Raw genomic sequence first — 22,804 nt, 5'->3', positions numbered from 1 at the left:
TCGCGCCGTTTAATGTTCCCGCATCGTTCAACGCCGAGACGCGAAGGGTCGCGTCGCTACATGCCGTACACCGACCTGAAATTTGTTCTAAAATGGTAATTCGACCTTCTGCCAATGGCAAAGAACAAAATCAGAACTCTGGCGCCCCAGCGGGGTTGCAAAGCAGATGGCCAGTCGCCCGACTGGCCGCATGTGAACCAGTAGCTGCTTCTGTATGACTCCCGACACATCTGACTCTGCTTCTACGCCGCTTTTACCGGCGCATATTTTTCGGCGGCAGGACGAAAGTCCCGACGCGGAGTTCTACCAGCAGCCCCGCTTCGTTACCCACATCGACGACGCGGCTATTGCCGCCGTTACCCAGCTCTACCGCGAGTATTTTCCGGCCCACGGCACGCTGCTCGACCTGATGAGCAGCTGGGTGAGCCACCTGCCGCCGGAGGTGCCCTACGAGCGGGTGGTGGGTCTGGGCATGAACGAAGCCGAGCTGCGCGCCAACCCCCGGCTGGCCGCCTGCGTGGTGCAGGACCTGAACCAGCAGCCCAGCCTGCCTTTCGACGATGACACCTTCGACGGGGCGGCTATCTGCGTTTCCATCGACTACCTGACCCAGCCCGTGGCCGTGCTGCGCGAGCTGGCCCGCGTGCTGCGCTCCGCTGCGCCGCTGGTCATCACCTTTTCCAACCGCTGCTTCCCCAGCAAAGCCGTAGCCGCCTGGCATGCGCTCGACGACGCGGGCCACTTGGCGCTGGTACGGCAGTATCTGCAGGCGGCGGGCGGCTGGCACCGCATCGAGCTGCTCGACCGCAGCCCCCGGCCTGGCCGCTCCGATCCGCTCTTTGCCGTAGTCGGGCGCGTGCACAAAGCTCCTGCCGGGCACTGACGGTGCAGCTTGTTTGCCGAGGGGCGATTCGCTATATTGGTTTTGATAGCCACAGTAGTATCAACGCTGCGCCCCAGGTAGGCGACTACGCGTGTCCGGATTCTACGCTTGATCCTGCTAACATGCACCATATCGTCTATCAGAGCTGTGCAATAGGGCTGCCAACCAATGCGGCCCTGCGATTCATACTCCAGCAGGCGCGGGCCAACAATAGCCGCCTGGGCATCACGGGGCTGCTGCTCTATGGCAACGGTAATTTTTTGCAGGTGCTGGAAGGAGAGGCCGACGTGGTACAGACTATGTACGCCAGAATTCAGGCCGACCACCGGCATACCCGCGTGTGTGTGCTATCCGATGGCCCCGTACAGAACCGAATCTTCATGGATTGGTCGATGGGTTTTCAGGCGTTGTCAGGGGAGGATTTTATACGCCTCACGGGCTATATCGACCCCTACCGCTCCCACTTCCTGAATGCTCATTTGCCGTCTATCGATGAGGAAATGATGTATCTGCTCAAGTCATTTGTAGTAACCGACGGCGCCCGGCTGTAGCGCGTGCTGCCGGCCCTGGGGGCAGCCTCCGGCATAGGTTTCGAGCTCGGCGCTGCCGGCGCGCCGCGTAGGGTGGGAGGCACATTGTTTGGCAGCCTCGCTTTGCCCTACTTGCGGCCTTACTTGTTCGCCCGTGTATGTCGTTGCCGTCTGCCAGTACCGTTTTCCTCGTGCGGCCCGCTCGTTTTGCTTTCAATGCTGAAACGGCGGCCTCCAACCATTTTCAGCAAACACTGGCGGGGCTGACCGAAGCCCAGATACAAGCCCAGGCCTTTGCCGAGTTCGACAACGTGGCCGCCACGCTACGGGCCAAAGGCCTGCGGGTGCTGGTGTTCGACGATACGCCGGAGCCCGCCAAGCCCGATGCCGTTTTCCCCAACAACTGGCTTACGATGCACCCCGATGGCCGGGTGCTGCTCTACCCCATGTGTGCTCCCAACCGCCGCCCTGAGCGGCGGGCTGATATCCTGGCCAGCCTGGAGCAGCAGTTTATGCTCGCCGAAGTCCTGGACTGGTCGCCCTACGAGCAGCAGGGGCGGTTTCTGGAAGGCACGGGCAGCCTCATCTTCGACCATGCGCACCGCCTGGCCTATGCCAGCATCTCGGTGCGCACCGATGCCGCGCTGGTGGCGAAAGTGGCCGAAACGCTGGGCTACCGGCCGGTCGTTTTTCACTCCTACGACCAGCAGCACCAGGAAATTTACCACACCAACGTGATGATGGGCCTGGGCGAGCGGTTTGCGGTGGTGTGTCTGGAGAGCATTACTGCTGGCACCGAGCGGGCCGCCGTGGTGGCGGCGCTAACGACTACGGGGTACGAAATCGTGGCCATTTCGCTGGGGCAGGTCGCGCAATTTGCCGGCAATATGCTCGCGTTGCGCGCTGCCACGGGTGCCGAATTGCTGGTACTGTCGCAGCGGGCGTGGGAGGCCCTCACGTTGGGGCAGCGCCAGGTGCTGGAGCGCTACTGCGAGCTGGTGCCGCTGCCCATTCCCACCATCGAAACCATCGGGGGCGGCAGTGCCCGCTGCATGCTGGCCGAGGTGCTGCTGCCCCCGAAAAAGGAGGGAGCGGCGTTGGTGTAACTATGCCTGTCGTGCGGCGCACCGCATCTCGCGTGGTATGGTAGTCTGATGGCTTCTGCGCGCAAGATGTTTCGACTGCGCAGACGCCAGAGGCAGACTGACGGAATCGGCGCTGCTTACGGGTTGGTTCGCCAGAAAATAAGCGTTGAAATCAGGTGTGGCTCAGCCAGTCGTAGGCGGCCAGCTCATCCACAAAAATGTGAGCCCGGTAGGCCCGGCCCTCGTAGGAGTCGGGGGAAGGAACATCGCCGTTTCCCTCCATTTCATGCAGCAGGGCCGGGGCCACCAGATAGGCCAGATAGGTCAGGGAACCAGGCTGGTCGCCGGGCTGCGGAAAAAAACTGCTCATCAGCTGCGGGCGGTAGGTAGTATAGCGGCGCAGATCGACGAGCCAGTGCTGGCAGCCGTAGTGGCTGGCCGCATCCAGCATCAGCGTATAGGCTTCTTGAATTTCGATGACGGTCAGGGGCCGTAGAATGCGGTTGACGATGAAGCAAACGTCGGCCCGGTAGCTCAAACTCAGAAACTCGCGGGCTGGTAAGGGGTGGTTCATGAGGGCGGTAAAGGAGCGCAAAATCGGTATACGGCTAGCGTTGAGCTTCGATTGACAAGCGGCGCTTTTATAATTACTTGCTGCTCTTCTTTTGGTCAACGTCCAACGCGCTCTACTAATGCCCACATCACCCGAGTACCTCGCCCTCAACCGTGCCCTCTGGAACGCTCGAACCGGCCCGCACCTGGCATCCGATTTCTACGCCGTGGAGGCCTTCAAAGCCGGCCAGTCGTCGCTGAATAGCATCGAACTGGGCCTGCTGGGCGAGGTGGCCGGCCAGCGCCTGCTGCATCTGCAGTGTCATTTTGGGCAGGATACGCTGTCGTTGGCCCGGCTGGGGGCTCAGGTCACCGGCGTCGATCTGTCGGACGCGGCCATCGCTGCGGCCCGGCAGCTGAGCACAGCGCTGGGCATACCCGCCGAGTTCATTTGCTGCGACCTCTACGACCTGCCCGACCACCTGCCCGAGGCCCGGTTCGACGTCGTATTCACGAGCTACGGCGTGCTTGGCTGGCTTCCCGATCTGACCCGGTGGGCGACTCTGGTAAGCCGCTACCTGCGCCCCGGCGGCCGGCTGGTGCTCGTGGAGTTTCACCCGCTGGTATGGATGTTCAACAACGATTTCACGCGCCTGGAATACAGCTATTTCAACACCGGCCCCATCGAGGAAACGGAAACCGGCACCTACGCCGACCCCACGGCTGCCATCACCCACCAGTCAATCACCTGGAATCATAGTCTGAGCGAGGTAATCGGGAGCCTGCTGCACCAGGGCCTGCAGCTCACCAGCTTCGCCGAATACGACTATTCGCCCTACAATTGCTTTGCCCACACCATTGCGCTGCCCGAGGGCGGCTACCACATTGGCCCACTTGGCCAGCAGACTCCGCTGGTGTATTCGGTGGTAGCCACCAAGCCATAGTGCGCCGCTGTCTGACAAGGGATTTGTGTGGGTAGTCGCGCCTTCGCAACGTGTTGTGGTGGTAGGGGCCGCTGTCAGGAGGAGGTAGGCACCCTACGAACTTTTACCAGGCGTGCCTACCTGCGTAGGTAGGCACCCCACGAACTTTTACCAAGGGTGCCTACCTGTAGTCCTGTTGTGGGTGAAGCTGTTTAGGAAGCCGCTAAAACCCAACAGAGCGTCATGCTTCGACAAGCGGACGCCAGAGGAAGCATGACGTTCGACAGACTTCCTGAATAGCTTCACTACTTTTAAAATGCTCCTGCTTGCTCCGGGACGTGTTTGGGATTTCACTTGAAGCTGTTTAGAAAGTCGGTTCGCCGATGTAGAGACGCATAGTTGCGTCTCGTCGTTGAACGGAAACTGCGGGTATCACCCAACGACGAGACGCAACTATGCGTTCTGGCGACTTTCTAAACAGCTTCTTTTCGTGTCATGCTTAATCTGACGTCCGCTTGTCGAAGCATCTCGCGTGCAGTAGTACTCAAATTACCACGGCACGCGAGATGCTTCGACAAGCGGACGTCAGATTAAGCATGACACGGAATCGGCGTTTTTGAACAATTCCAGACACGCTCTTATCGGCCATCCAGCGGGGGGGTAGCGGTGAGGCCTAGCACGGCGCTGGTGTGGGTCCGGATTTGCTCCAGCAGCTGCGGCTGGTCGTTGAGCTGGTGGCCGAACGACGGAATCATCTCCCGAAACCGGGCCTGCCACTCCGGCGACGCGCCCTGGGCCGGGAAGCAGCGCTGAATCAGCGTGACCATGATGGAAACAGCCGTGGAGGCCCCCGGCGACGCGCCCAGCAGCGCGGCAATGGAGCCGTCGGCGGCGCTGACGACTTCGGTGCCGAATTCGAGGATGCCGCCTTCCTTGGCATCTTTTTTAATGACCTGCACCCGCTGGCCGGCTATTTCCAGCTGCCAGTCTTCGGGCCGGGCATGGGGCATGTATTCTTTCAAGGCCGCCAACCGGTCGTCCGGTGACTGCCGCACCTGATTGATGAGGTAGCGGGTGAGCGGAATATTTTTGATGCCGGCCATGAGCATGGGGCGCAGGTTGCCCGCGCGGATGGAAGCCGGCAAATCGAAAAAGGAGCCCTTCTTGAGAAATTTGGTGGTGAAGCCCGCGTAGGGCCCAAACAGCAGCTCCCGCTTGCCGTTGATCATGCGCGTGTCGAGGTGGGGCACCGACATGGGCGGCGAGCCGACGGCCGCTTTGCCGTACACCTTCGCCTCGTGGCGCGCAATGACGGCCGGATTCACGCATTTCAGCCACTGCCCGCTCACGGGAAAGCCGCCGAAGCCGTGGCCCTCCGGAATATCGGACTTTTCGAGCAGCGGCAGCGAGCCGCCGCCGGCCCCGATAAACACGAAGGCGGCGTGCAGCTCCAGGGGTTCGTCGCTGTGGCGGTTGGTGGCTTTCACGCGCCAACGCGTATCCTCGTCGCGGCGCAGCTTGTCTACCTCGTGGTTGAAATAGAACGTGACGCCGGGCTTTTGCTGCAGCAGCGTGAACATGCCCCGCGTGAGGGAGCCAAAGTTGACATCGGTGCCCAGCGCCATGGAGGTGGCGGCCACGGGCTGCGCCGGGTCGCGGCCTTCCATCACCAGCGGCATCCACTGCTGAATCTGGGCGGGCGTATCGGAAAACTGCATGCCCCGAAACAGCGGCGACCCGGTGAGGGCCGCGTGGCGCTGGCGCAGAAACTCCACGTTGTCGGCCCCCCACACGAAGCTCATGTGCGGAATGTGGTTGATGAAGCGCTGCAGCTCCGTTACGGCGTATTTCTCGGCCAGAAACGTCCAGAACTGCTTCGATACCTCGAACGACTCGGCGATGCCGATGGCCTTGCTGATGTCGACGGAGCCATCGGGGCGCTGCGGGGTGTAGTTGAGCTCACAAAAGGCCGAGTGGCCGGTGCCGGCGTTGTTCCAGGCGTCGGAGCTTTCGGCGGCGGCCACGTCGAGGCGCTCCACAATGGCGATGGTCAGATCGGGCTGCAGCTCTTTGAGCATCATGCCCAGCGTAGCGCTCATAATGCCCGCCCCAATCAGGACAACGTCGGGGTTTTGCTCGGCAGCAGGGGTAGCGGAAGTATTCATAGAAACCAGGGCGAAGGGTGCGCGAAGGTGGTTTCTACGTGAAAACGGCCGGAAAAGGTCGGCAGCACCCCACAACCGGCATTATGTAGCTGGGCTTTCAGTGCTTTGGCGCTGCTCGGCTGTGGTGGTGTGCGCAACATGATCTGGTGGCCGCACAGCCAGAGTATCTCGCACCCGAAAGATGACGATGTTGGCAAAGCGTAGGAACAGACCGTCATGTCGAACAGCGTGAGCCACCTCGCGTGCCATGGTACTCATGTCCCAGGCTGTGTGGACAGCGAGTAATGAGAACGTCATGTCGAGCAACGCGAGACATCTCGCGTGCCTTAGTAATCTGATTACTCTGGCAACAGGAGCACGCGAGATGTCTCGCTACGGCTCGACATGACGGTCGGCGAAGGCTGCATACCCCACAAGCGCTGCTGCTCACACGCTCCAATGCACCGGTCTGTTTAGCGACTAGACTTGTTCCTGAATCAGGAACCGATGCTACCATTTGGCTGTCATGCTCATCTGGCGTCCGCGCAATCGAAGCATCTCTACCGCACTGCTAGATCGGTTCTTGGGTTGGTGTAGGGGTGTAGCGACGCGACCCTTCGCGTCTGCTGTTCGCGCCGTTTGGTGTTCCCGCATCGTTCAACGCCGAGACGCGAAGGGTCGCGTCTATACATGCCGTACACCGACCTGAAATTTGCTCTAAGTACCACTGCGGTAGAGATGCTTCGACTTTGCTCAGCAGGACGTTCTTTTTTCGTGTCGCTTTATATCAGGAACGAGTCTACTTGCTCCGCCTAGCGGCTGGCCTTGTTGTCGCCCTTGCTGAGCTGGTAGCCCAGCAGGGCATTGAACAGCCAGAGCCGGGTAGAATACCTGGGGTTGCTGTAGGCATACACCACATTATCCGGGGTCCGCAGCACCTGGTCAATGACCAGCTCGTCTCGGTAGCTGCCACTCAAATGGGCGCGGGCGTCGAGGGTGGCAGTAAACCGGCCCTGGCGCAGGCCCAGCTCCAGGTACGGAAACGACCGAATAGCGTAAGGAAACCCTCTGTTGGAATCGGTAAGGCCCCGGGTATTGTTGGTGCGCGTGGCAGCCGCCAGGAAGGAGCCGCTGCCGGCTACCACTATGCCGCCCGCCCCGGTGCGGGGCTGACCATTGCCGTAGCGCAGGCTGGTTTCGCTGATGTTGACATAATCGAGGGCCAGGCCGGTGCCCACAAAGAACTGGCGGCGCACCTGGCTTGTCGGCAAAAAGTAGCGCATGCCCGTGCGGGCCGTGTAGAGCAGGCCTTTCCAGCGGTATTCGCCCGCCGGCAACGCTCCCTGCGCGGGCAGCTTGCCTGTCTGGCCCAAGCGGGTCAGCGTGAGGTCGGCGTGCAGGGCAAATGCGCGGCCGGCCAGCAGCACATCCGCGTACAGACCGCCAATGGGGTGGGGGCGGCTGGCAAAATTCACCCCATCCAACGGGCTGCCTTCCTGGTTGGCGTCACCGGCCCCGTAATCGGACTCTGCGCGGGTGAAGACCAGCCGGTTGAGCTGAATGCCCCCCAACACCCCGGCATTCACGACAACAACCCGCTTGGGGCGGGCGGGCTTCAGGAAGCTGGTGCCAGGCTGAGCCGCGCCGGAGCAGCGCTGGTTGTAGGCCTGCACCACCGTTGCCAGGCCCGCCGGTGTAAAGGCGGCCGAAGCTATGGCCTGCGTGGCGGCGGCGCAGTCGCCGAAGAGCACACCCAGCTGGCCCCGGTAGTCGTTGCCGGTGATGATGTTGCGCTGACCCGCCTGATCGACGCGCACAAACTGCCGGTCGGCCAGATCGATGTAGTCCTTGTTTTCGCGCCGCACGAAGTAGTGGGTGCCGCGGGCCAGATTCAGGCGCAGCAGCGGGGCGGGGCCTTCGATCAGTACTTCGGCAAATACCGTTTCCGGCTTTGGGGCCGCGACTTTCTGCCCGGTCAGGTACTCGGTCTGGTAGTTGTTCCGGATGCCGGCCGTGCGGTCGACCGGCAGCGACTCGCTCCGGAAATACCGCCCGCTGCCCAGCCGGAACAGGCGCAGCTGCGTGGCATCGTAGGTCGTGGCCTCCGCCGTGGGCACGGTCCGGAAGCGAACCGTGGTGGGCGTTTCGACCCAGTAGCTGTTTTCTATCTCGCCCCGAAGCGTGTCGCCGCTGGTGACTACTACCAGGCCCGGCTCGAAGGTCTGGGCCTGGCTGAAGGTGACTGTGCCGAGCAGAAAGGCAGTGAGTGCTGCTATGCGCATACAGAAAGGATAGTCGGTAAAATGATAGGAAACGGGGTGCAAAGCTGTTAAGAAATACCCGTGCATCATAATGAAGCTGTTTAGAAAGTCGCCAACCGCAACCAGCATGTCATGCTCATCTGGCGTCCGCGCAGTCGAAGCATCTCTACCGCAATGCTAAATCCAATTACTACTGCGGTAGAGATGCTTCGACTTCGCTCCGCTGCGCTCAGCATGACGCTCTAGATTCAGGACGTTCGCCAGACTTCTCAAATAGCTTCTGTATCAACTCTCAAACACGCTCCACTGTGCGCGCAGCCCACACCAGACTGCCCGGCTCAGGCGGTGGGCTTCTGCCGGCTACTTCACCTGTAGCAGTAGTCCCAGGTATGCCAGACGACCAATCTGCGGCCCCCCGATGATCTGGATGTTCCGGGTGTTGAACAGGTTTGAGGCGCCCGCCTGCAGGGTCGTTCCCAGCTTGGGCAGCGCATAGCCCAGGTACACGTCGGTGGAGCGGTAGGCCGCAATGGTGCCGGTGGCGAAAGGCATTTCCTGGTAGTGCCCCTGCGCCCAGCGGTAGTTGAGGGAGTAGGTGAGCTGCTCCGTAGCAGAGCCACTAATACCGAGATTATACTTATGCCTGGGCGTATTGAAAAACGTCTGAAAATCGGTGGGCAGCGTGCGGCGGTCCAGCACGTTGAGGGTGTAGTTGCCGGTGAAGTGCAGCGCTTTGCTGAGCTGGTAGGCCAGGCCCAGTGTGGCGCCCTGGGTGCGCACTGCCTGCGCATTGTTATACCAGCTGAAGATGAAGCGGGTGGGCTTCGAGCGGTCGGCCAGCGCGGGCAAGCCTTCGTCGAGCTGCTGCTGGGTAGGGCGGCTGCCATCCAGATTGCCCACAAATGCCCGCCCGCCGATGAAGTCGGTATACAGGCTGCGGAAATAGCTGGCGTCGGCGTAGAGCTTGGGCAGCACCATGCCTTTGTAGCCCACTTCCAGCGTGCGCACGCGCTCCAGCGTGAGCTTGGGCAGCATGATGTGGAAGGCCGCGAGCGGGATGCCCGGCGTGCCGTACGGATGGCCCGCGCCGTCGGTGAAGCCGATGCCCTGAAAGCCATTGCCGATGTTGCCCAAGACGATAAAGGAGGTGACGTCGGAGTGGGCGTACTGCTCCAGCTGGGAGGGGCTGCGGTAGGCTCCGCTGTAGCTGGCCCGCACATTGTGCCGCTTATCGGGGCCGAAGGAGTACACGGCCGAGGCCCGGGGCGACAGCGCCGGGGAAAAGTTCTTGAAGTAGTCGACGCGGCCCGCCAGCGCCAGCTTCAGGTGGTCGTGCAGCAGGGGTTGGGTGAGCTGGGAATAGGCCCCGAACTCGTAGTTGCGCAGGCGCGGCCGGTTGAAGTCATCGAATAGCTTGCCATCGGAGCCCAGCCGGTATTCGCGGTACGCGCCCCCCAGAATCAGGTCGGTGCCGAAATCGGAAACCCGGAAGCTGCGCTGGGCGCTGATGTCGTTCAGAAAGGAGTTGAAGCGCTGCTGAGCACCGCTGCCGGGCACGTCGTCGGCAATAATAGTGCGGCGCCGCTCCGCAAAGCGCGCCTCCGAGGCCTTGAGCTGCGTGGCGTTGGCGGCCTGCTGGGCCAGCCCCAGCGCCTGCTGCTGGGTGGTGCCCGGCTGCTGAATAGCCTGGGAATAGGCCGTGTTGTAGGTACTGAAATACACCTGGGCGTAGCTCAGCGGGCCATACGGCGTGGTTTCCTGCGCCGTAGAGCTCAGTAGCAGGGCGCTCAGCTGGGCCAGCTCGTAGCTGCTGCCCGTGAAATCTTCGGTCGAGTAGACGCGCACAAAGCCTTTGGCCCCTTTCAGCTCGGCCCGATACTGCGTCGTGCCCAGGCCTTTGACCCGGAACCGGCTAATATTCTGATAAATAGACGTGCCGGTGGCATGCTTGGCCTCCACGGTCAATTGGAGGTTGGCTTTCAGTAGATACGACACGGCACCCTGCAGGCGGTAGGAGCGGGTTTTTTGGTCGTCGGCCACCAGCTCGCGCTCCGTGAAGCCGGGCAGGTAGGCCGTTTTGCCGTAGAGGTCGGGATGCGTGCCGCCGGGCAGCTGCAGGCGCGGGTCGTTGCTGAACTGAAAGCTGATTTCCCCGGACCGATTCACGGCATCGTAGCCCAGCGGCGAGCCAGCCGGATTGAGCGAGCCCGAGGTAGCATCGTAGTTTTCGGCCAGCCAGTCGGTGGCCTGAAAGCCGCTGACGTTGATTTTCACCGCCAGCTTTTTGCCCAGCTTCTGGGCGTAGCGTACTTGGCCATCGAGCAGGCTGCGCTGCCCGCCGCGCAGGCGCACGCTCAAGCCCTCGTACACGAACGGGTCTTTGCTGTTGAACAAGACCACGCCACTCAGCGCATTGGCACCATACAGCGCCGAGGCCGGCCCATGGATGATTTCGATGCTTTCCATGTCCAGCTCCGGAATGCCGACCAGGTTGCCCGGGCTCAGGCCCAGGCTCGGCAATGCCGTATCCATGTAGTCTACGAGCTGAATCACGCGTTCCGACTTGGCCGTATTGAAGCCCCGGGTGCTGATGCTGGTGAACAGCATCGAAGCGGAGTTGACATCGATGCCCGGCAGCTGGCCCAGGCCGCCCAGCACTTCGGGTGTGCTGATGCGCTCAATTTGGGCGGCAGTCACCTTGTCGATAGTGACGGATGTGCGCAGGATATTCTCCTCGACCCGCGAAGCCGCTACTACCGTGGCATTGCCGGCCGTGGCACTTGGCACCAGACTGATAACCAGGTCGTGGTCGGGGGCAGGGAGCGTAATTTCCTGAGACTCGTAGCCCAGAAAGGAGATGACCAGCGTGATGGGGCCCTGGCTCAGATTCGTGGTCATGTGGAACTGGCCCAGCTGATTGGTGCTGGTGCCCACAAAAGAGCCTTTTACGAATATGGTAGCGCCGGGCAGCGGCTCGCCGGTGGTGCTGAGCACGGTGCCACCCACCGGATCTTCGGCGTGGATACTAATAAAACTATTTGAAGAAGCAATGGAATGCTGCGAATTGGGCGGCGCAGCCAGAACCGGTGCCGCCCCAGCCAGCAGGGCGGCGGTAAAAAGACAATAAACGTGTTGCATGCACAGGGTGTGGTAGTTCGGAGCGGGCGCCTCTCACGCAAGTCAAGATTCGGAGGCTATCAAAGCTACACTTTTCGCTGTTTGGTTGCGGTGTTATTCGGTGAAGTGGTTCAGGCGAACAGATAGATGGGCCGGGCAAACGATTAGCGGCCTTTATGCTAGTGCAGCTCTGAATAGAAAACATGTTAATAGTATAAAATCAATATATTGATTATTGCTACAGGAATGTTTTACCCAACGAAAGGAAAAGTGCGCAGCCATTCCCAGGGGCCATTGCGGTAGGCCCACAGGTGGAACGCCGTGCCCATGGCTTCAAACGGCACAAACGAAGCCGTCAGCTCCTCGTGCAGGGCCCGGGCCACCTCGGGCCGCACCTTGTTCTGCACCGTTACGTGGGGCCGCCGCCGCTGCTGATCCTGGGGCGTGAGCTGGGGCCACCACTGGCGCTGCAAGTCTTGGTGCAGGGTTTCCAGCGCCTCACTCTTGAGCCCGTAGGCCACGCCCTGCCCCAGAAACTGCACGCCCGCCACGTGCAGCGCCAGCGGCGGCTGCACCTTGCCAGAAGCTGCCAGCACCTGCTCGATGGGAGCCTGCTGGCTACCCGGCAAGTGATGAAATAAGGTGAGGTGAGCGGCCAGAAAGTTGCGCTCGGGCGGGAAATGCCGCTGGCGCAGCTCGTTGAAGAAGTGGGTGCTGGCCTCATCCAGTCCCAAGGTCAGAATCAGCGGGGCAGCTCCGGTGGTCGGCAGCATCATGGTGGGCCGTTAAGCGCGGAGCGGCACGTCCGTGCTTTGCATAAGATGACCGCCGGCCTGTACCAGGTCGGCCTTGGCGCGCGCGAAGCCCTCCGGGGAAATAGGGCGGGTGGCATCTTCCAGCAAATACGTGTCGAAGCCTTCCAGCAGGGCGTCTTTGGCCGTAAAATACACGCAGTAGTCGGCCGCCAGGCCCGCTACATATACTGCCGTCACGTTCTGGCTCCGCAAGTACTCCGCCAGGCCCGTCGAGTGGCGGTGGCCGTTGTCGTGGAAGCCGCTGTAGCTGTCGATTTCCGGCGTGGTGCCTTTGCGGAAAACCCGGGCAATGCGGCTGGTATCGAGCGCCGCTGCCAGCTCGGCACCGGCCGAGCCCTGCACGCAGTGCACCGGCCACAGCGTCTGGCGCAGGCCGTGCAGGTCGATTTCGTCGAGCGGTTGTGTGCCGGGGTGGTGGACGGCAAAGCTTTCGTGCTGCGGCGGGTGCCAGTCCTGGGTGGCCACTACCAAGTCGAAATGAGGCTGCAAGGCATTCACAATGGGCAGAATAGCATCCCCGTCCGGTACCGGCAGTGCTCCGCCGGGCAAAAAATCGGGTTGAATATCAATCAGCAACAGAGCGTTCATGCGAAAATAAGTTGGTGGGCTGGTGGGCAAGCTGTAATGGAAAACGGCGCAATACTACGTTCTGGCAGCCACGGTTCGGGCTGCGCCGACGGGTGACGGGCGTCGTGTTTCTACAAAATAAGAAACCGGGTTACGGTTTGGGTGGGTTGCTGGGAGGAGTGAGAACTTCCGCCACTAAACGCCACCCGTGGCCTTCCAGTTGCCACACGTGCAGGTAGCCGCCGTGGTCGGTCGGCGTGTGGGCGGCCAGGTAAGTGCCATACGGGTACTTCAGCTCGCCCGATTGGGCTACCCGGCCGGACGCCGCAGCCGATAGAAAGTGGTTTCATAGCGACGCGAAAAGGACGGCCGTTGGACCGTGTTTGGAATTTTGATTTTCGTGTCCTGCCTGATCTGGCAGGACCGGAACCGGCGTTTTTGAAAAATACTAAACCCTTTCTTAGAGTGATTTTCCGGCCACTATACTCCAACCAGAGAATCGCTGTGGAATGCCGTGGCGAGGCAAGCCCAAGGCTCACGAATCTGGGGATTTACCACCCAGGTTCAGGTGGCTACCCAACGAGATGGTTCAAATACATTAGTTTCCATACAGGAGTATTTGAATAGCAAGTAAAGAGGCTGTTTAGGAAGTAGACTTGTTCCTGAATAAAGCGAAACGAAAAAAGAACGTCCTGCTGAGCTTGTCGAAGTATCTCTCCCGAACGATTTCGGGGAACGAAGCGGTAGAGATGCTTCGACAAGCTCAGCATGACAGCCGAATTTTAGCATCGGTTCCTAATTCAGGAACAAGTCTAGTCGCTAAAATCCAATAGAATGTCATGTCGACCAACGGGAGACATGACGTTCGGCAGACTTCCTAAATAGCTTCAAATTCTTGATTTGGCGGGCCCAAAAAGGACTTTAAACAAGCCGGCGGGTGTTCTAAGCCTACCACCAGCTATATGTTCTGATGCTTGAAACCGGCTCCTTTGTCCAACTCTCCGAAACCCTGCTTTCCGCCCAGCCCGCTCCGGCCCCGCAACCGCTGACGCACTCGGCCCGCCTGTGGCTGCCCAAGCGGGTGCTGTTCACCCCCGATGCGCTCGACGAGCCGTTTGGCCAGCAGATGTACGAGCGGGTGCGGGCCCACGATCTGGAAATTGAAGTGCTGAAAAGCAACCGCCTCACCGGCTTGCGCGGCGCGGATGTGCGCGAAACCTACCGCAACGCCAAAAATACGCTGGCCGTGGTGTGTGCCCCGCCCGGCGCCCTGAAGCTGCAGCCCACGCCACCCTCCGCCGACTGGCAGATGAACCTGGCTGAAGGCTGTCCGGCCCACTGCCAGTACTGCTACCTGGCCGGCAGTCTGCAAGGGCCGCCGGTGGTGCGGGCCTACGCCAACTTGCCCAAGCTGCTGGCTGGCACGGCCGCTTATGAGCAGGCCGGCCGCAGCACCAGCTTCGAAGTGAGCTGCTATACCGATGTGCTGGGCATAGAGCACCTCACGGGTAGCCTGGCCGAATGCATCCGGTACTACGGGGAGCGGGAGGGTGCCCGCCTGCGGTTTGTGAGTAAGTATGACGCGGTAGGCTCTCTGCTCGACTTGCCGCACCATGGGCACACCCGCGCCCGGTTTAGTCTTAATGCAGAGCCCATTGCCCGGCGCCTGGAAGGTGGCACGGCCTCGGTGGAGGCGCGCTTGCGGGCCTTGCGGCAGCTGGCACTGCCCCGGCAGCAGGGTGGGGGCGGCTATCCTGTGGGCGTAGTGCTGGCGCCCATCATGCCCATTCCGGAGTGGCGTGCGCACTACACGGCGCTGCTCGACCGATTGGCGGCTACGCTGGATTTCGACTGCGACCTGACCGTGGAGATGATCAGTCACCGCTTCACGCCGGGCTCCAAAGACGTGCTGCTGCAATGGTACCCCAACACGAGCCTGGACCTGGAAGAAGCCGGCCGCGCCGTGAAGCGCAATAAATTTGGGGGCACCAAATATGTGTACCAGCCCGAGGATATGCGCACGCTCAAGCAGTTTTTCTTCGCCGAATGGCAGCGGCGCTTTCCCCGGGCCCCGATTCAGTACTGGACCTAAGCCTGGGATGGATAAATCTGGGTCATACGACCACCGAAAAGGATACGCCGGCAGCGGGCGTATCCTTTTTTAATGTGCTTAGCTTAGCGCCGCCGCCCGTTGGAACCCCGGGCTGCCCGTTTATGCTCGTGGCTTACTCCCTGCTGATTCGCAACTGCGGCCAACTGCTTACCCTCGCCGGTGGCCCTGCCGGGCGGCCCCTGGCCGGCGCTGACCTGGCCAACTGGCTGGTCCTGGAAAACGCTTTTGTAGCCTGCGAAAACAGCCGCATAGTGGCGCTGGGCCCCATGCACGAGCTAAACGAAAGCCTCGTTACCGCCGCCACCCGGGTGCTGGACGCCCAGGGCCAAGTCGTGATGCCGGGGTTGGTGGAGTGCCATACCCATCTGGTATTTGCCGGCAACCGGGCCCCCGAGTTTCAGCGCAAGCTGCAGGGTGAATCTTACCTCGATATTCTGGCCTCGGGCGGTGGCATACTGAGCACGGTGCGCGCCACGCGGGCCGCTGCCGAGGCCGAGCTGCTGGCCAACGCCCGGCACCACCTGCAAGGGTTTCGTCGCTACGGCGTCACGACGGTGGAAGCCAAAAGTGGCTATGGTCTCGATAAGGACACGGAGCTGCGCCTGGTGCGCGTGGCCCGGCAGGCGGGCCAGCAGGAAGCTATGCGCGTGGTGCCCACGTTTCTGGGGGCGCACGTCGTAGCGCCCGAGTACCAGGGCCGCCCCGCTGCCTACCTCGATTTTCTGGTGGAGCAGGTGCTGCCCGCGCTGCAGGGAGAAGCCGAATTCGTGGATATTTTCTGCGAGCAAGGCGCTTTTTCGGTCCCCGACGCGCGCCGCTACCTGCAACGGGCCCAGGAGCTGGGCTTCGGCCTGAAGATTCATGCTGAGCAGCTGCACGACCTGGGCGGCTGCGCCATGGCCGCCGAGCTGGGCGCCGCCAGCGTGGACCATTGCGACTACCTCAACCCAGCAGACGCGGCTCGGGTGGCCGCCACCGGGCAAACGGTAGCCGTGCTGCTGCCGCTGGTTCCCTTGTTTCTGCGCCAGGAACAATACGCCCCCGGCCGGGAGCTTATCGCGCAGGGCGTGCCCGTGGCCGTCAGCACCGACTTCAACCCCGGCTCCTGCCCCAGCAAAAACCTGTGGCTAGCCCTCTCGATGGCCTGCCTCAAGATGGGCTTCACCCCCAAAGAAGCCATTGCGGCCGGTACGCTCAATGCGGCCTGGGCCCTGAATCTGGCGGCTGAAATTGGGAGCTTGGAAGTGGGCAAGCAGGCCGATATACTCGTGCTCAACGTGCCCGACTACCAGGAAATACCCTACTGGCTAGGCGAAAACCCGGTGCGGCATGTGGTGGTGGCCGGGCAGGTACAGGTTGTATAGAAGCTGTTTGAGGGAGCAAAAAAAATCTGAAACGGTCATGCTGAGCTTGTCGAAGCATCTCTACCGCTTCGTTTGGGCAGTCCAACGAAGCGGTAGAGATGCTTCGACAAGCTCAGCATGACCGTTTTTAACAACTCAAACAGCTTCTTAGCGACTATCGGAGATTTGCTGCCAGCATGCTTCGCCGTCAGCTCACGCCCACCGCTGCCCTGTTTGGCGCGTTGCTTACCTTTAGCCCTCTATCAACCTTCCGCCCGCTGCTATGCTGCTTCCGCTCTACCAAATCGATGCTTTCACCGACCGGATATTTGCCGGCAACCCGGCCGCCGTGTGCCCGCTCACCGCGTGGCTGCCCGCCGAAACCATGCAGGCCATTGCCGCCGAAAATAACCTGGCCGAAACGGCTTTTTTCGTGGCCCGCGACGGCAACGACTACGATATCCGCTGGTTTACGCCCACGGCCGAAATCGACCTGTGCGGCCACGCCACGCTGGCCTCGGCGCACGTGCTGTTCCGCCACCTGAACTTCAAAGGGGAAGAGCTGACCTTCCATTCTAAAAGCGGCCCCTTGCGCGTGCGCCACGCCGCCGACGGCCGCTTCACCCTCGATTTTCCCTCGCGCCCGCCCCAGCATCTCGCTGTGCCGCCCACCGGCCTGCTCGACGCGCTGCGCGCTACGCCCCTGGAAGTGCTGGCCTCCCGCGACTTAGTCACCCTCTTCGCCTCCGAAGCCGAAGTGCTGGCGCTGCATCCCGATTTCAACAAAATAGCGGCGCTGGAGTACGTCGGTGTTATTGCCACCGCGCCCGGCTCCAATGGTATCGACTTCGTATCGCGCTTTTTCGCGCCCCGCGTGGGCGTCCCCGAAGACCCGGTTACCGGCTCGTCCCACGCTTCGCTGATTCCGTTCTGGGCGCAGCGGCTGGGCAAGACTGAGCTGCGGGCCCGCCAGGTATCGGCCCGGGGCGGCGACCTGTGGTGCGAGCTGCGCGGCGACCGGGCCCTGATGAGCGGCTATGCCGTGACGTATCTGAAGGGCGAAATTGAGGTGGGAGAGGTGTAGCCTACGGTTGCATCTCCCGCTTTCCGTCAGCCTTACGGCTGCCTGTTTTTGCTTTTGTCATCTTCCACAGCGGTGCCCCTCACAGCTGTCATCCTTGAGCGGCGCGAAGCAAAGCGAAGGACCTTCCTCACATACCCCACTACGGGTCTTACCAATAAGGCTGTTTTAGAGTGGTTTCGGATTCAGTGTACGGGGCAGATAGTAGCGCGAACTGTGTAGTTCGCGCCCCCGCGCCGATAGTATGACTGCGAACGGCGCAGTAGCGCGAACTACACAGTTCGCGCTACTAGCCATTGCCCCCGAAACCGCTTTAGGAAGTCGTTCACACCACGCCTGAACGTCATGCTGGGCAAACTCGAAGCATCTCTACCGCAGTAGTAATTCTGATTACCAGTGCGGTAGAGATGCTTCGACTCCGCTGCGCTGCGCTCAGCATGACAATTCCTAAACACGCTCTAATTACCAGTGCGGGAGGGATGCTTCGACAAGCGGACGCCAGATAGAGCATGACCGTTCGACGACTTTCTACACAGCTTCACTATACCAAAGCCCTTTACTGCTGCGGTGGTAAAGGGCTTTGTCACATTGAATGGCGTTCGTCACTCAGGCAAGGAAGGTCCTTCGCTTTGCTTCGCGCCGCTCAAGGATGACAGGCGAGTGTTTAAGCTGTTTACCGCAGCTGCTCGCGCCCGTAGCCACTTTTTTCCAGTACCTGCTCCACAAACTGCGCCTTGCCCGGCACGGCCAGCAAGCCCTGGTACACGGCCTCGCTCACGCCGGTGTAGCGCACCGCACGGCCGTTGCGGTATTCGATTTCCAGCGTCAGGGAAGACGGCTCGTAGCCCACGGCTTTCAATGAAGTAGAGCGGATCGGGCGGCGTTGCATACGGAGAAGAATAGCCTATGTAAAACCTACTTGCTGACTTTGGTCTTGGCTGGGGTTTTCTTGGTGCCCGTGCCGCTGGACATCCGCTCGGGGTTGTCGGTCAGGAATTTGTCCCAGCTCTTGGTGCCGGCTTTCACGTTGTTGCCCTTCTGGTAATGGTGGCACAGCGCCACGGCCAGCGCGTCGGTGGCATCCATGAACTTGGGCGCTTCCTCGATGGGCGGCAGCTTCAGGGTCTGGCGCAGCATGCGGGCCACCTGCTCTTTGCTGGCCGAGCCCGAGCCCGTTACGGCCTGTTTCACTTTGGTGGGAGCGTATTCCACGTACGGAATCTGGCGCGAGAGGCAGGCGGCAATGGCCACGCCCTGCGCCCGGCCCAGCTTGAGCATGCTCTGCACGTTCACGCCAAAAAACGGGGCTTCGATGGCCAGCTCATCGGGCAAATACTCGTCGATGAGCTCCAGCATGCGCTCAAATATTTTCTTGAGCTTGAGGGCATGGTTGGTGCCCAGCTTTTTCATGTCAATTACATCGTAGCAAATCACCTCTACGCGGGAGCCCCGCACCTCAATTACGGCGTAGCCCATCACCTGGGTGCCGGGGTCGACGCCCATAATAACCTTGGGCAACAGGTCGGCGGATGAAGCAGGAGACAAAAGCATAGGCTGGGAAGCGCGCAGGGTCGGTAAGGAAATAGGACTTCCGGTGATTTTCGTCGGTAACTTGCCGAATCTACTCAATACGCCGCCGTCTTGCCCCCGCACCACCTACAAAACTACGTCCAAAACCCGGAAGAACCCGCGTCGCGCCGTCGGCTGCTCGTCATTGGCGGCAAGCTGCTCGTCACCGCACTCACGCTGGGGCTGCTCTACCGGTCAGTGTTTGCCGACGCGGCCACGGCGGCGGCCTGGCGGCAGCTGCTGGCCTCCACGCTCAGTGGCTCGGGGCGGGGCCCGGTGCTGCTGGCCCTGGCCCTGGTACCCGTCAACTGGGGCCTGGAAGCCTGGAAGTGGTGGCGGCTGGCCCGGCATCTGGAGCCCGTATCGTTCCGGCGCTGCTTTCGGGCGGTGCTGGTCGGCCTCACCCTGGGTTTCGTGACGCCCAACCGCGTGGGCGACTACGCGGGCCGCATCATGGAGCTGAAAAGCCGCCGCCTCGATGCGCTGGGCGCGGTATTTCTGGGGCGCTACTGCCAGCTCGTGGCCACGGTGGTGGCGGGCACGGTGGGGTTGCTCTATTTTCTGCTCACCTTTTACCTGCGCGGCTATCCGGCCACCAACGTGGGGCTGGTGGTGGCTACTATCCTGCTAAACGCCGGGGTAATACTACCGCTCTACCGCTCGCGCCTGCTGCTCTCGGCCCTTACGGTGGTGAAGCCCCTGCGGCGCTTTCGGCGGTTTCTGGCCGTGATGCCCACCTACCCGGCCCACGCCCTGCATGTCATCCTGGCCTTGTCGATGCTGCGCTATGGCATTTTCTGCGCGCAGTTTGGGCTGTTGCTGTGGGCCTACGGGGCCTCGCCGCCCATTGGGCCGGGGCTGGCCGCTATTGCTGGTACGTTTCTGCTCAAGTCGCTGGTGCCCTCGCTCAATGCGCTGGCCGATGTGGGTGTGCGGGAGCTGTCGGCTACGCATTTGTTTGGCCTGCTTCGGGAGCCCGTGCTCCCCGTGCTCAGCGCTAGTCTGAGCTTGTGGGTGCTCAATATTGCCCTGCCCAGCGCGGCCGGGCTGCTGTTTGTGCTGCGCCTGAAGGTGTTTCGCAAAAAAGACAGGGCCGCGCGGGCTCCGCAACCATGAGCAGCACCTGGGCCGGAATGGGGTTGCTGCTGCTGCCCGCTCTCTATGCCGTCGTCATGATCCGCTTCCGGCGGGCCTGGCTGCGGCTGCCCACGCCACCGCTCCCGCCCAGCCCGACCGCTACCGATGGCCCGTTATTCTCCGTGCTCATCGCGGCCCGCAACGAAGCCCTGACCCTGCCGAATCTGCTTGCCGATGTGGCCCACCAAACCCTCGACACCAGCCGCTTCGAGGTCATTATCGTGGATGACCATTCTACGGATGCCACCCCCCAACTCGTGGCGGCCGCGGTAGCTGGCAGCCCGTTGGCGCTCCGGTTGGTGCAGCTCGGTCAGCAGCCAGGGGGAGGCACCGGCAAGAAAGCCGCTTTGCAGGCTGCCTTGCTGCACGCCCGGGCTCCGTGGGTAGTTTGCACGGATGCCGACTGCCGCTTCGGCCCCGACTGGCTCAGCACCTACGCCGCCGTCGTCACCACCGATGCCGGGGCCCGCTTCATTAGTGGCCCGGTGCTGCTGACGGGCCCCACTACCGTGCTGCAAACGCTCATGGGCCTGGAATTCGCGGGCCTGATAGGAGTGGGGGCCGCTACCATTGGCCTCAATGCTCCCACCATGTGCAACGGGGCCAACCTGGCCTACCGCCGCGACGCCTTTGCCGCCGTGCGCGGTTTTGCCGGTAACGAGCACCTGGCCAGCGGCGACGATGAATTCCTGCTCCACAAGCTGCACGCCGCCTTTCCCGGTAGCATCCGGTTTCTAAAATCCCCGGCGGCTTTGGTGTCTACGGCGGCCCCGGCAACTTTGGGGGCCCTGCTCACCCAGCGAGTACGCTGGGCCAGCAAGTGGCGGCACTACCAGCACGGAGCCTCACAAAAGTTGGCCCTGCTGGTACTGGGGGCCAATGTGGCGCTGTTTCTGGGGCTGCTAGCGCCGTTGGCGTGGCCCGCGCTCTGGCCCTGGGCCCTGGCGGCCTGGGCCAGCAAGCTAGGGGCCGATGCCTGGTTTCTGGGGCCGGTGCTGCGGTTTCTGGGCCGGCGGCGGTGGCGGCGGTGGGTGCCGCTGCTGCAGCTGCTCTACGCCCCCTACGCGTTGGTTACCGGGGTATTGGGGTTGCGTGGGCGCTACACCTGGAAGGGGCGCGTGCTGGGGCAAGGGCCGGGGTAGTGTGCCGGGCCTAGTGCGCAAGCCAGAAGCTCGTCGCCTGTGGCGGCAGCTACGCACGAGGAGTGCGCTGCTTGGCGTGCGTTTGGGAAGTTGATTTTCGGGTCCGGCCTGATCTGGCGTCCGCGCAGTCGAGGTGCCTCTACCGCCACAGTAATCTGATTGTCATTGTAATAGAGGTGCTTGAGCTGCGCGAGCGCCATACCAGGCCAGATGGAATCGACGTTTTTGAAGAATACCAAACATGCGCTAAGCGTCTATGGACAGCAGTTCACTGAGGCAATGCTGCCTTTCTCGAACGTCATGTCGACCAACGGGAGACATCTCGCTTGGCTCAATAGAACAACCTCATTTTCGTCGGATTGCCGCACGGTCGCCACAGCTTGGGAGAGCAAGCCTTCGAGGGTAGCAAGAGATTTTATTTTTCAAGCTGTTGAGGAAGTCAACAGAACCGGACCGTCATGCTGAGCTTGTCGAAGCATCTCTGCCACGCCGTTAGCGCCGTTCAACGAAGCGGTAGAGATGCTTCGACAAACTCAGCATGACGGTCAATTCGGGTAGGCAGTTAGCAGCTGCTTTTGTGCTACTATGGAAACTGTAGCGCGTTAAGCAGATTCGAGTAACCAGATGAAATAGCATAGCCGAAGTAACAGCGGAGGGCGTTGATTCCGGCTTACCTCCGGAAGAAGCCTCTTGACAGAATATGTCTTACAAGATGCCGGACACACAGCTACGCTGAAAGGTCTCGTCGTACAGGCCCCCCAAACTCCGAAGACAGGACCAATCCGAAACAGAGTCGACCCGCTGGCATAGCGGGCCGGTTCTGTAAGCATCAGTAGTGAAATAGCTTCTGCAGCCGGGCGCAGACCTCCTGTGCCGTGGCTTTGGGCAGCACGCCCAAGCGGCGCACCAGGTGGGTTTTATCCACCGAGCGGATGTGGTCGAGCGTAACCTGTCCCTCCTTGCCCTGGAAGGCGCAATTCACCCGGGAGGGGTAGTCGCGCCGGGTGCTGGCCAGGGCCGCAATGGTGACGGTGCGCAGGTAGCGGTTCATCTCGTCGGGCGAGAGCACCACGCAGGGGCGGGCCTTGCTGATTTCGCTGCCCTGGGTTCGAGGTTCACGAGCCACACCGCAAAGCGCTGCACGGCTACCGCTGCCATTCGGTTTCCTCAAAGGCCTCGTCCGAGAATCCCTCCAACAACTCGCCCTCCGGGGCCTGGCCCTGGGCAATAGCCTGCTGAAAGCGCGCATCCCAGGTCTGACGGCGGGGCTTCACCACCGGCTTGATGAGCAAGCCCTCGGGCGTGGGCTGCAGGTCGACCTCGCCGGTGAGGTGATATTGCTGCAGTAACATCTTGGGCAGCACAATTTCCTGGGAATTGCCTATCCAAATCAGATGCGCCTTCACAGAAGCAAACGCCATATAAGGGAAGTGCATCTGCTTGGCGCTGCTGGGTTCATTCGCTGGAAAGCAGCACCTTTAGAACCGATAACGGGCCCTTATCGGACCCTATCCGAAAGATGGCGGCTGTTTAAAGCACCGT

19 protein-coding genes are annotated in these 22,804 nt (G+C 61.5%); 9 read left to right on the top strand and 10 right to left on the bottom strand.

All coding sequences use genetic code 11. The features are described from left to right. The first annotated feature begins 214 nt into the window (after positions 1-214). From E5J99_RS05525 to ctlX, 3 genes are all read left to right on the top strand, one after another. Positions 215-883 carry a class I SAM-dependent methyltransferase gene (locus tag E5J99_RS05525; RefSeq protein ID WP_135496723.1) on the top strand — a complete coding sequence of 223 codons (669 nt, stop codon included), beginning with the start codon at positions 215-217 and terminating at the stop codon, positions 881-883. A gap of 122 nt (positions 884-1,005) precedes the next feature. Next, positions 1,006-1,434: a BLUF domain-containing protein gene (locus tag E5J99_RS05520; RefSeq protein ID WP_135496722.1), complete on the top strand. Its 429-nt coding sequence runs from the start codon at positions 1,006-1,008 to the stop codon at positions 1,432-1,434. 137 nt (positions 1,435-1,571) lie between these two features. Beyond that, positions 1,572-2,519, top strand: a complete 948-nt coding sequence (gene ctlX, locus E5J99_RS05515; RefSeq protein ID WP_135496721.1) for a citrulline utilization hydrolase CtlX — start codon at positions 1,572-1,574, stop codon at positions 2,517-2,519. 151 nt (positions 2,520-2,670) lie between these two features. Here ctlX and E5J99_RS05510 read toward each other — a convergent pair whose 3' ends face one another. Then, positions 2,671-3,072, bottom strand: a complete 402-nt coding sequence (locus E5J99_RS05510; protein WP_135496720.1) for a hypothetical protein — start codon at positions 3,070-3,072, stop codon at positions 2,671-2,673. 118 nt (positions 3,073-3,190) lie between these two features. Between E5J99_RS05510 and E5J99_RS05505 the strand changes: the two genes are divergently transcribed. After that, positions 3,191-3,994 carry a class I SAM-dependent methyltransferase gene (locus E5J99_RS05505; RefSeq protein ID WP_135496719.1) on the top strand — a complete coding sequence of 268 codons (804 nt, stop codon included), beginning with the start codon at positions 3,191-3,193 and terminating at the stop codon, positions 3,992-3,994. Between the two features lie 617 nt (positions 3,995-4,611). On the opposite strand, the gene E5J99_RS05500 is transcribed toward E5J99_RS05505, so the two are convergent. From E5J99_RS05500 to pncA, 5 genes are all read right to left on the bottom strand, one after another. Continuing rightward, positions 4,612-6,138 (bottom strand): malate:quinone oxidoreductase, encoded by a 1,527-nt coding sequence (locus tag E5J99_RS05500; RefSeq protein WP_135496718.1) that lies wholly within the window; start codon positions 6,136-6,138, stop codon positions 4,612-4,614. A gap of 791 nt (positions 6,139-6,929) precedes the next feature. Then, entirely contained in the window at positions 6,930-8,399 is a 1,470-nt protein-coding gene (locus E5J99_RS05495; RefSeq protein ID WP_135496717.1) for a hypothetical protein, read from the bottom strand. Between the two features lie 339 nt (positions 8,400-8,738). Next, positions 8,739-11,516 (bottom strand): TonB-dependent receptor, encoded by a 2,778-nt coding sequence (locus E5J99_RS05490; protein WP_135496716.1) that lies wholly within the window; start codon positions 11,514-11,516, stop codon positions 8,739-8,741. Between the two features lie 230 nt (positions 11,517-11,746). Further along, positions 11,747-12,271, bottom strand: a complete 525-nt coding sequence (locus tag E5J99_RS05485) for a 2'-5' RNA ligase family protein (protein ID WP_210114406.1) — start codon at positions 12,269-12,271, stop codon at positions 11,747-11,749. A 9-nt stretch (positions 12,272-12,280) separates the two neighbouring features. Next, positions 12,281-12,898: a bifunctional nicotinamidase/pyrazinamidase gene (pncA, locus tag E5J99_RS05480; RefSeq protein WP_135496715.1), complete on the bottom strand. Its 618-nt coding sequence runs from the start codon at positions 12,896-12,898 to the stop codon at positions 12,281-12,283. 949 nt (positions 12,899-13,847) lie between these two features. Here pncA and E5J99_RS05475 point away from each other — a divergent pair. The 3 genes from E5J99_RS05475 (at position 13,848) to E5J99_RS05465 (ending at position 17,417) form a co-directional block, all read left to right on the top strand. Beyond that, positions 13,848-14,969: a spore photoproduct lyase family protein gene (locus E5J99_RS05475; RefSeq protein WP_245318725.1), complete on the top strand. Its 1,122-nt coding sequence runs from the start codon at positions 13,848-13,850 to the stop codon at positions 14,967-14,969. Further along, positions 14,924-16,354, top strand: coding sequence for an imidazolonepropionase (gene hutI / locus E5J99_RS05470; protein WP_135496714.1), 1,431 nt, complete (start codon positions 14,924-14,926; stop codon positions 16,352-16,354). The genes E5J99_RS05475 and hutI overlap by 46 nt, the downstream gene beginning before the upstream one ends. Positions 16,355-16,616: 262 nt before the next feature. Further along, on the top strand, positions 16,617-17,417 hold the full coding sequence (locus E5J99_RS05465) for a PhzF family phenazine biosynthesis protein (protein WP_135496713.1): 801 nt from the start codon (positions 16,617-16,619) through the stop codon (positions 17,415-17,417). Between the two features lie 670 nt (positions 17,418-18,087). On the opposite strand, the gene E5J99_RS05460 is transcribed toward E5J99_RS05465, so the two are convergent. After that, the gene (locus E5J99_RS05460) at positions 18,088-18,303 is read right to left on the bottom strand and encodes a KTSC domain-containing protein (protein ID WP_135496712.1); all 216 of its coding nucleotides are present in this window, start codon (positions 18,301-18,303) and stop codon (positions 18,088-18,090) included. Between the two features lie 26 nt (positions 18,304-18,329). Continuing rightward, positions 18,330-18,965, bottom strand: a complete 636-nt coding sequence (gene ruvC, locus E5J99_RS05455) for a crossover junction endodeoxyribonuclease RuvC (protein WP_135496711.1) — start codon at positions 18,963-18,965, stop codon at positions 18,330-18,332. Positions 18,966-19,055: 90 nt separating this feature from the next. Here ruvC and E5J99_RS05450 point away from each other — a divergent pair, with 90 nt between their 5' ends. Together E5J99_RS05450 and E5J99_RS05445 are read left to right on the top strand one after the other, a co-directional pair. Continuing rightward, entirely contained in the window at positions 19,056-20,099 is a 1,044-nt protein-coding gene (locus tag E5J99_RS05450) for a lysylphosphatidylglycerol synthase transmembrane domain-containing protein (RefSeq protein ID WP_135496710.1), read from the top strand. Beyond that, complete coding sequence (locus E5J99_RS05445) at positions 20,096-21,262, top strand: glycosyltransferase (protein ID WP_135496709.1); 1,167 nt, start codon at positions 20,096-20,098, stop codon at positions 21,260-21,262. The genes E5J99_RS05450 and E5J99_RS05445 overlap by 4 nt, the downstream gene beginning before the upstream one ends. Positions 21,263-22,091: 829 nt before the next feature. Here the strand turns inward: E5J99_RS05445 and E5J99_RS05440 are convergent. Then, on the bottom strand, positions 22,092-22,388 hold the full coding sequence (locus E5J99_RS05440; RefSeq protein ID WP_245318723.1) for a type II toxin-antitoxin system PemK/MazF family toxin: 297 nt from the start codon (positions 22,386-22,388) through the stop codon (positions 22,092-22,094). A 19-nt stretch (positions 22,389-22,407) separates the two neighbouring features. Next, entirely contained in the window at positions 22,408-22,683 is a 276-nt protein-coding gene (locus E5J99_RS05435; protein WP_135496708.1) for an AbrB/MazE/SpoVT family DNA-binding domain-containing protein, read from the bottom strand. Positions 22,684-22,804 lie beyond the last annotated feature (121 nt).

This window comes from Hymenobacter elongatus (assembly GCF_004745955.1).
In the GTDB taxonomy this organism is placed as follows: Bacteria; Bacteroidota; Bacteroidia; order Cytophagales; family Hymenobacteraceae; genus Hymenobacter; species Hymenobacter elongatus.
The sequence above is the reverse complement of the archived record's forward strand: the minus strand, read 5'-3'. Positions and strand labels throughout refer to the sequence as shown.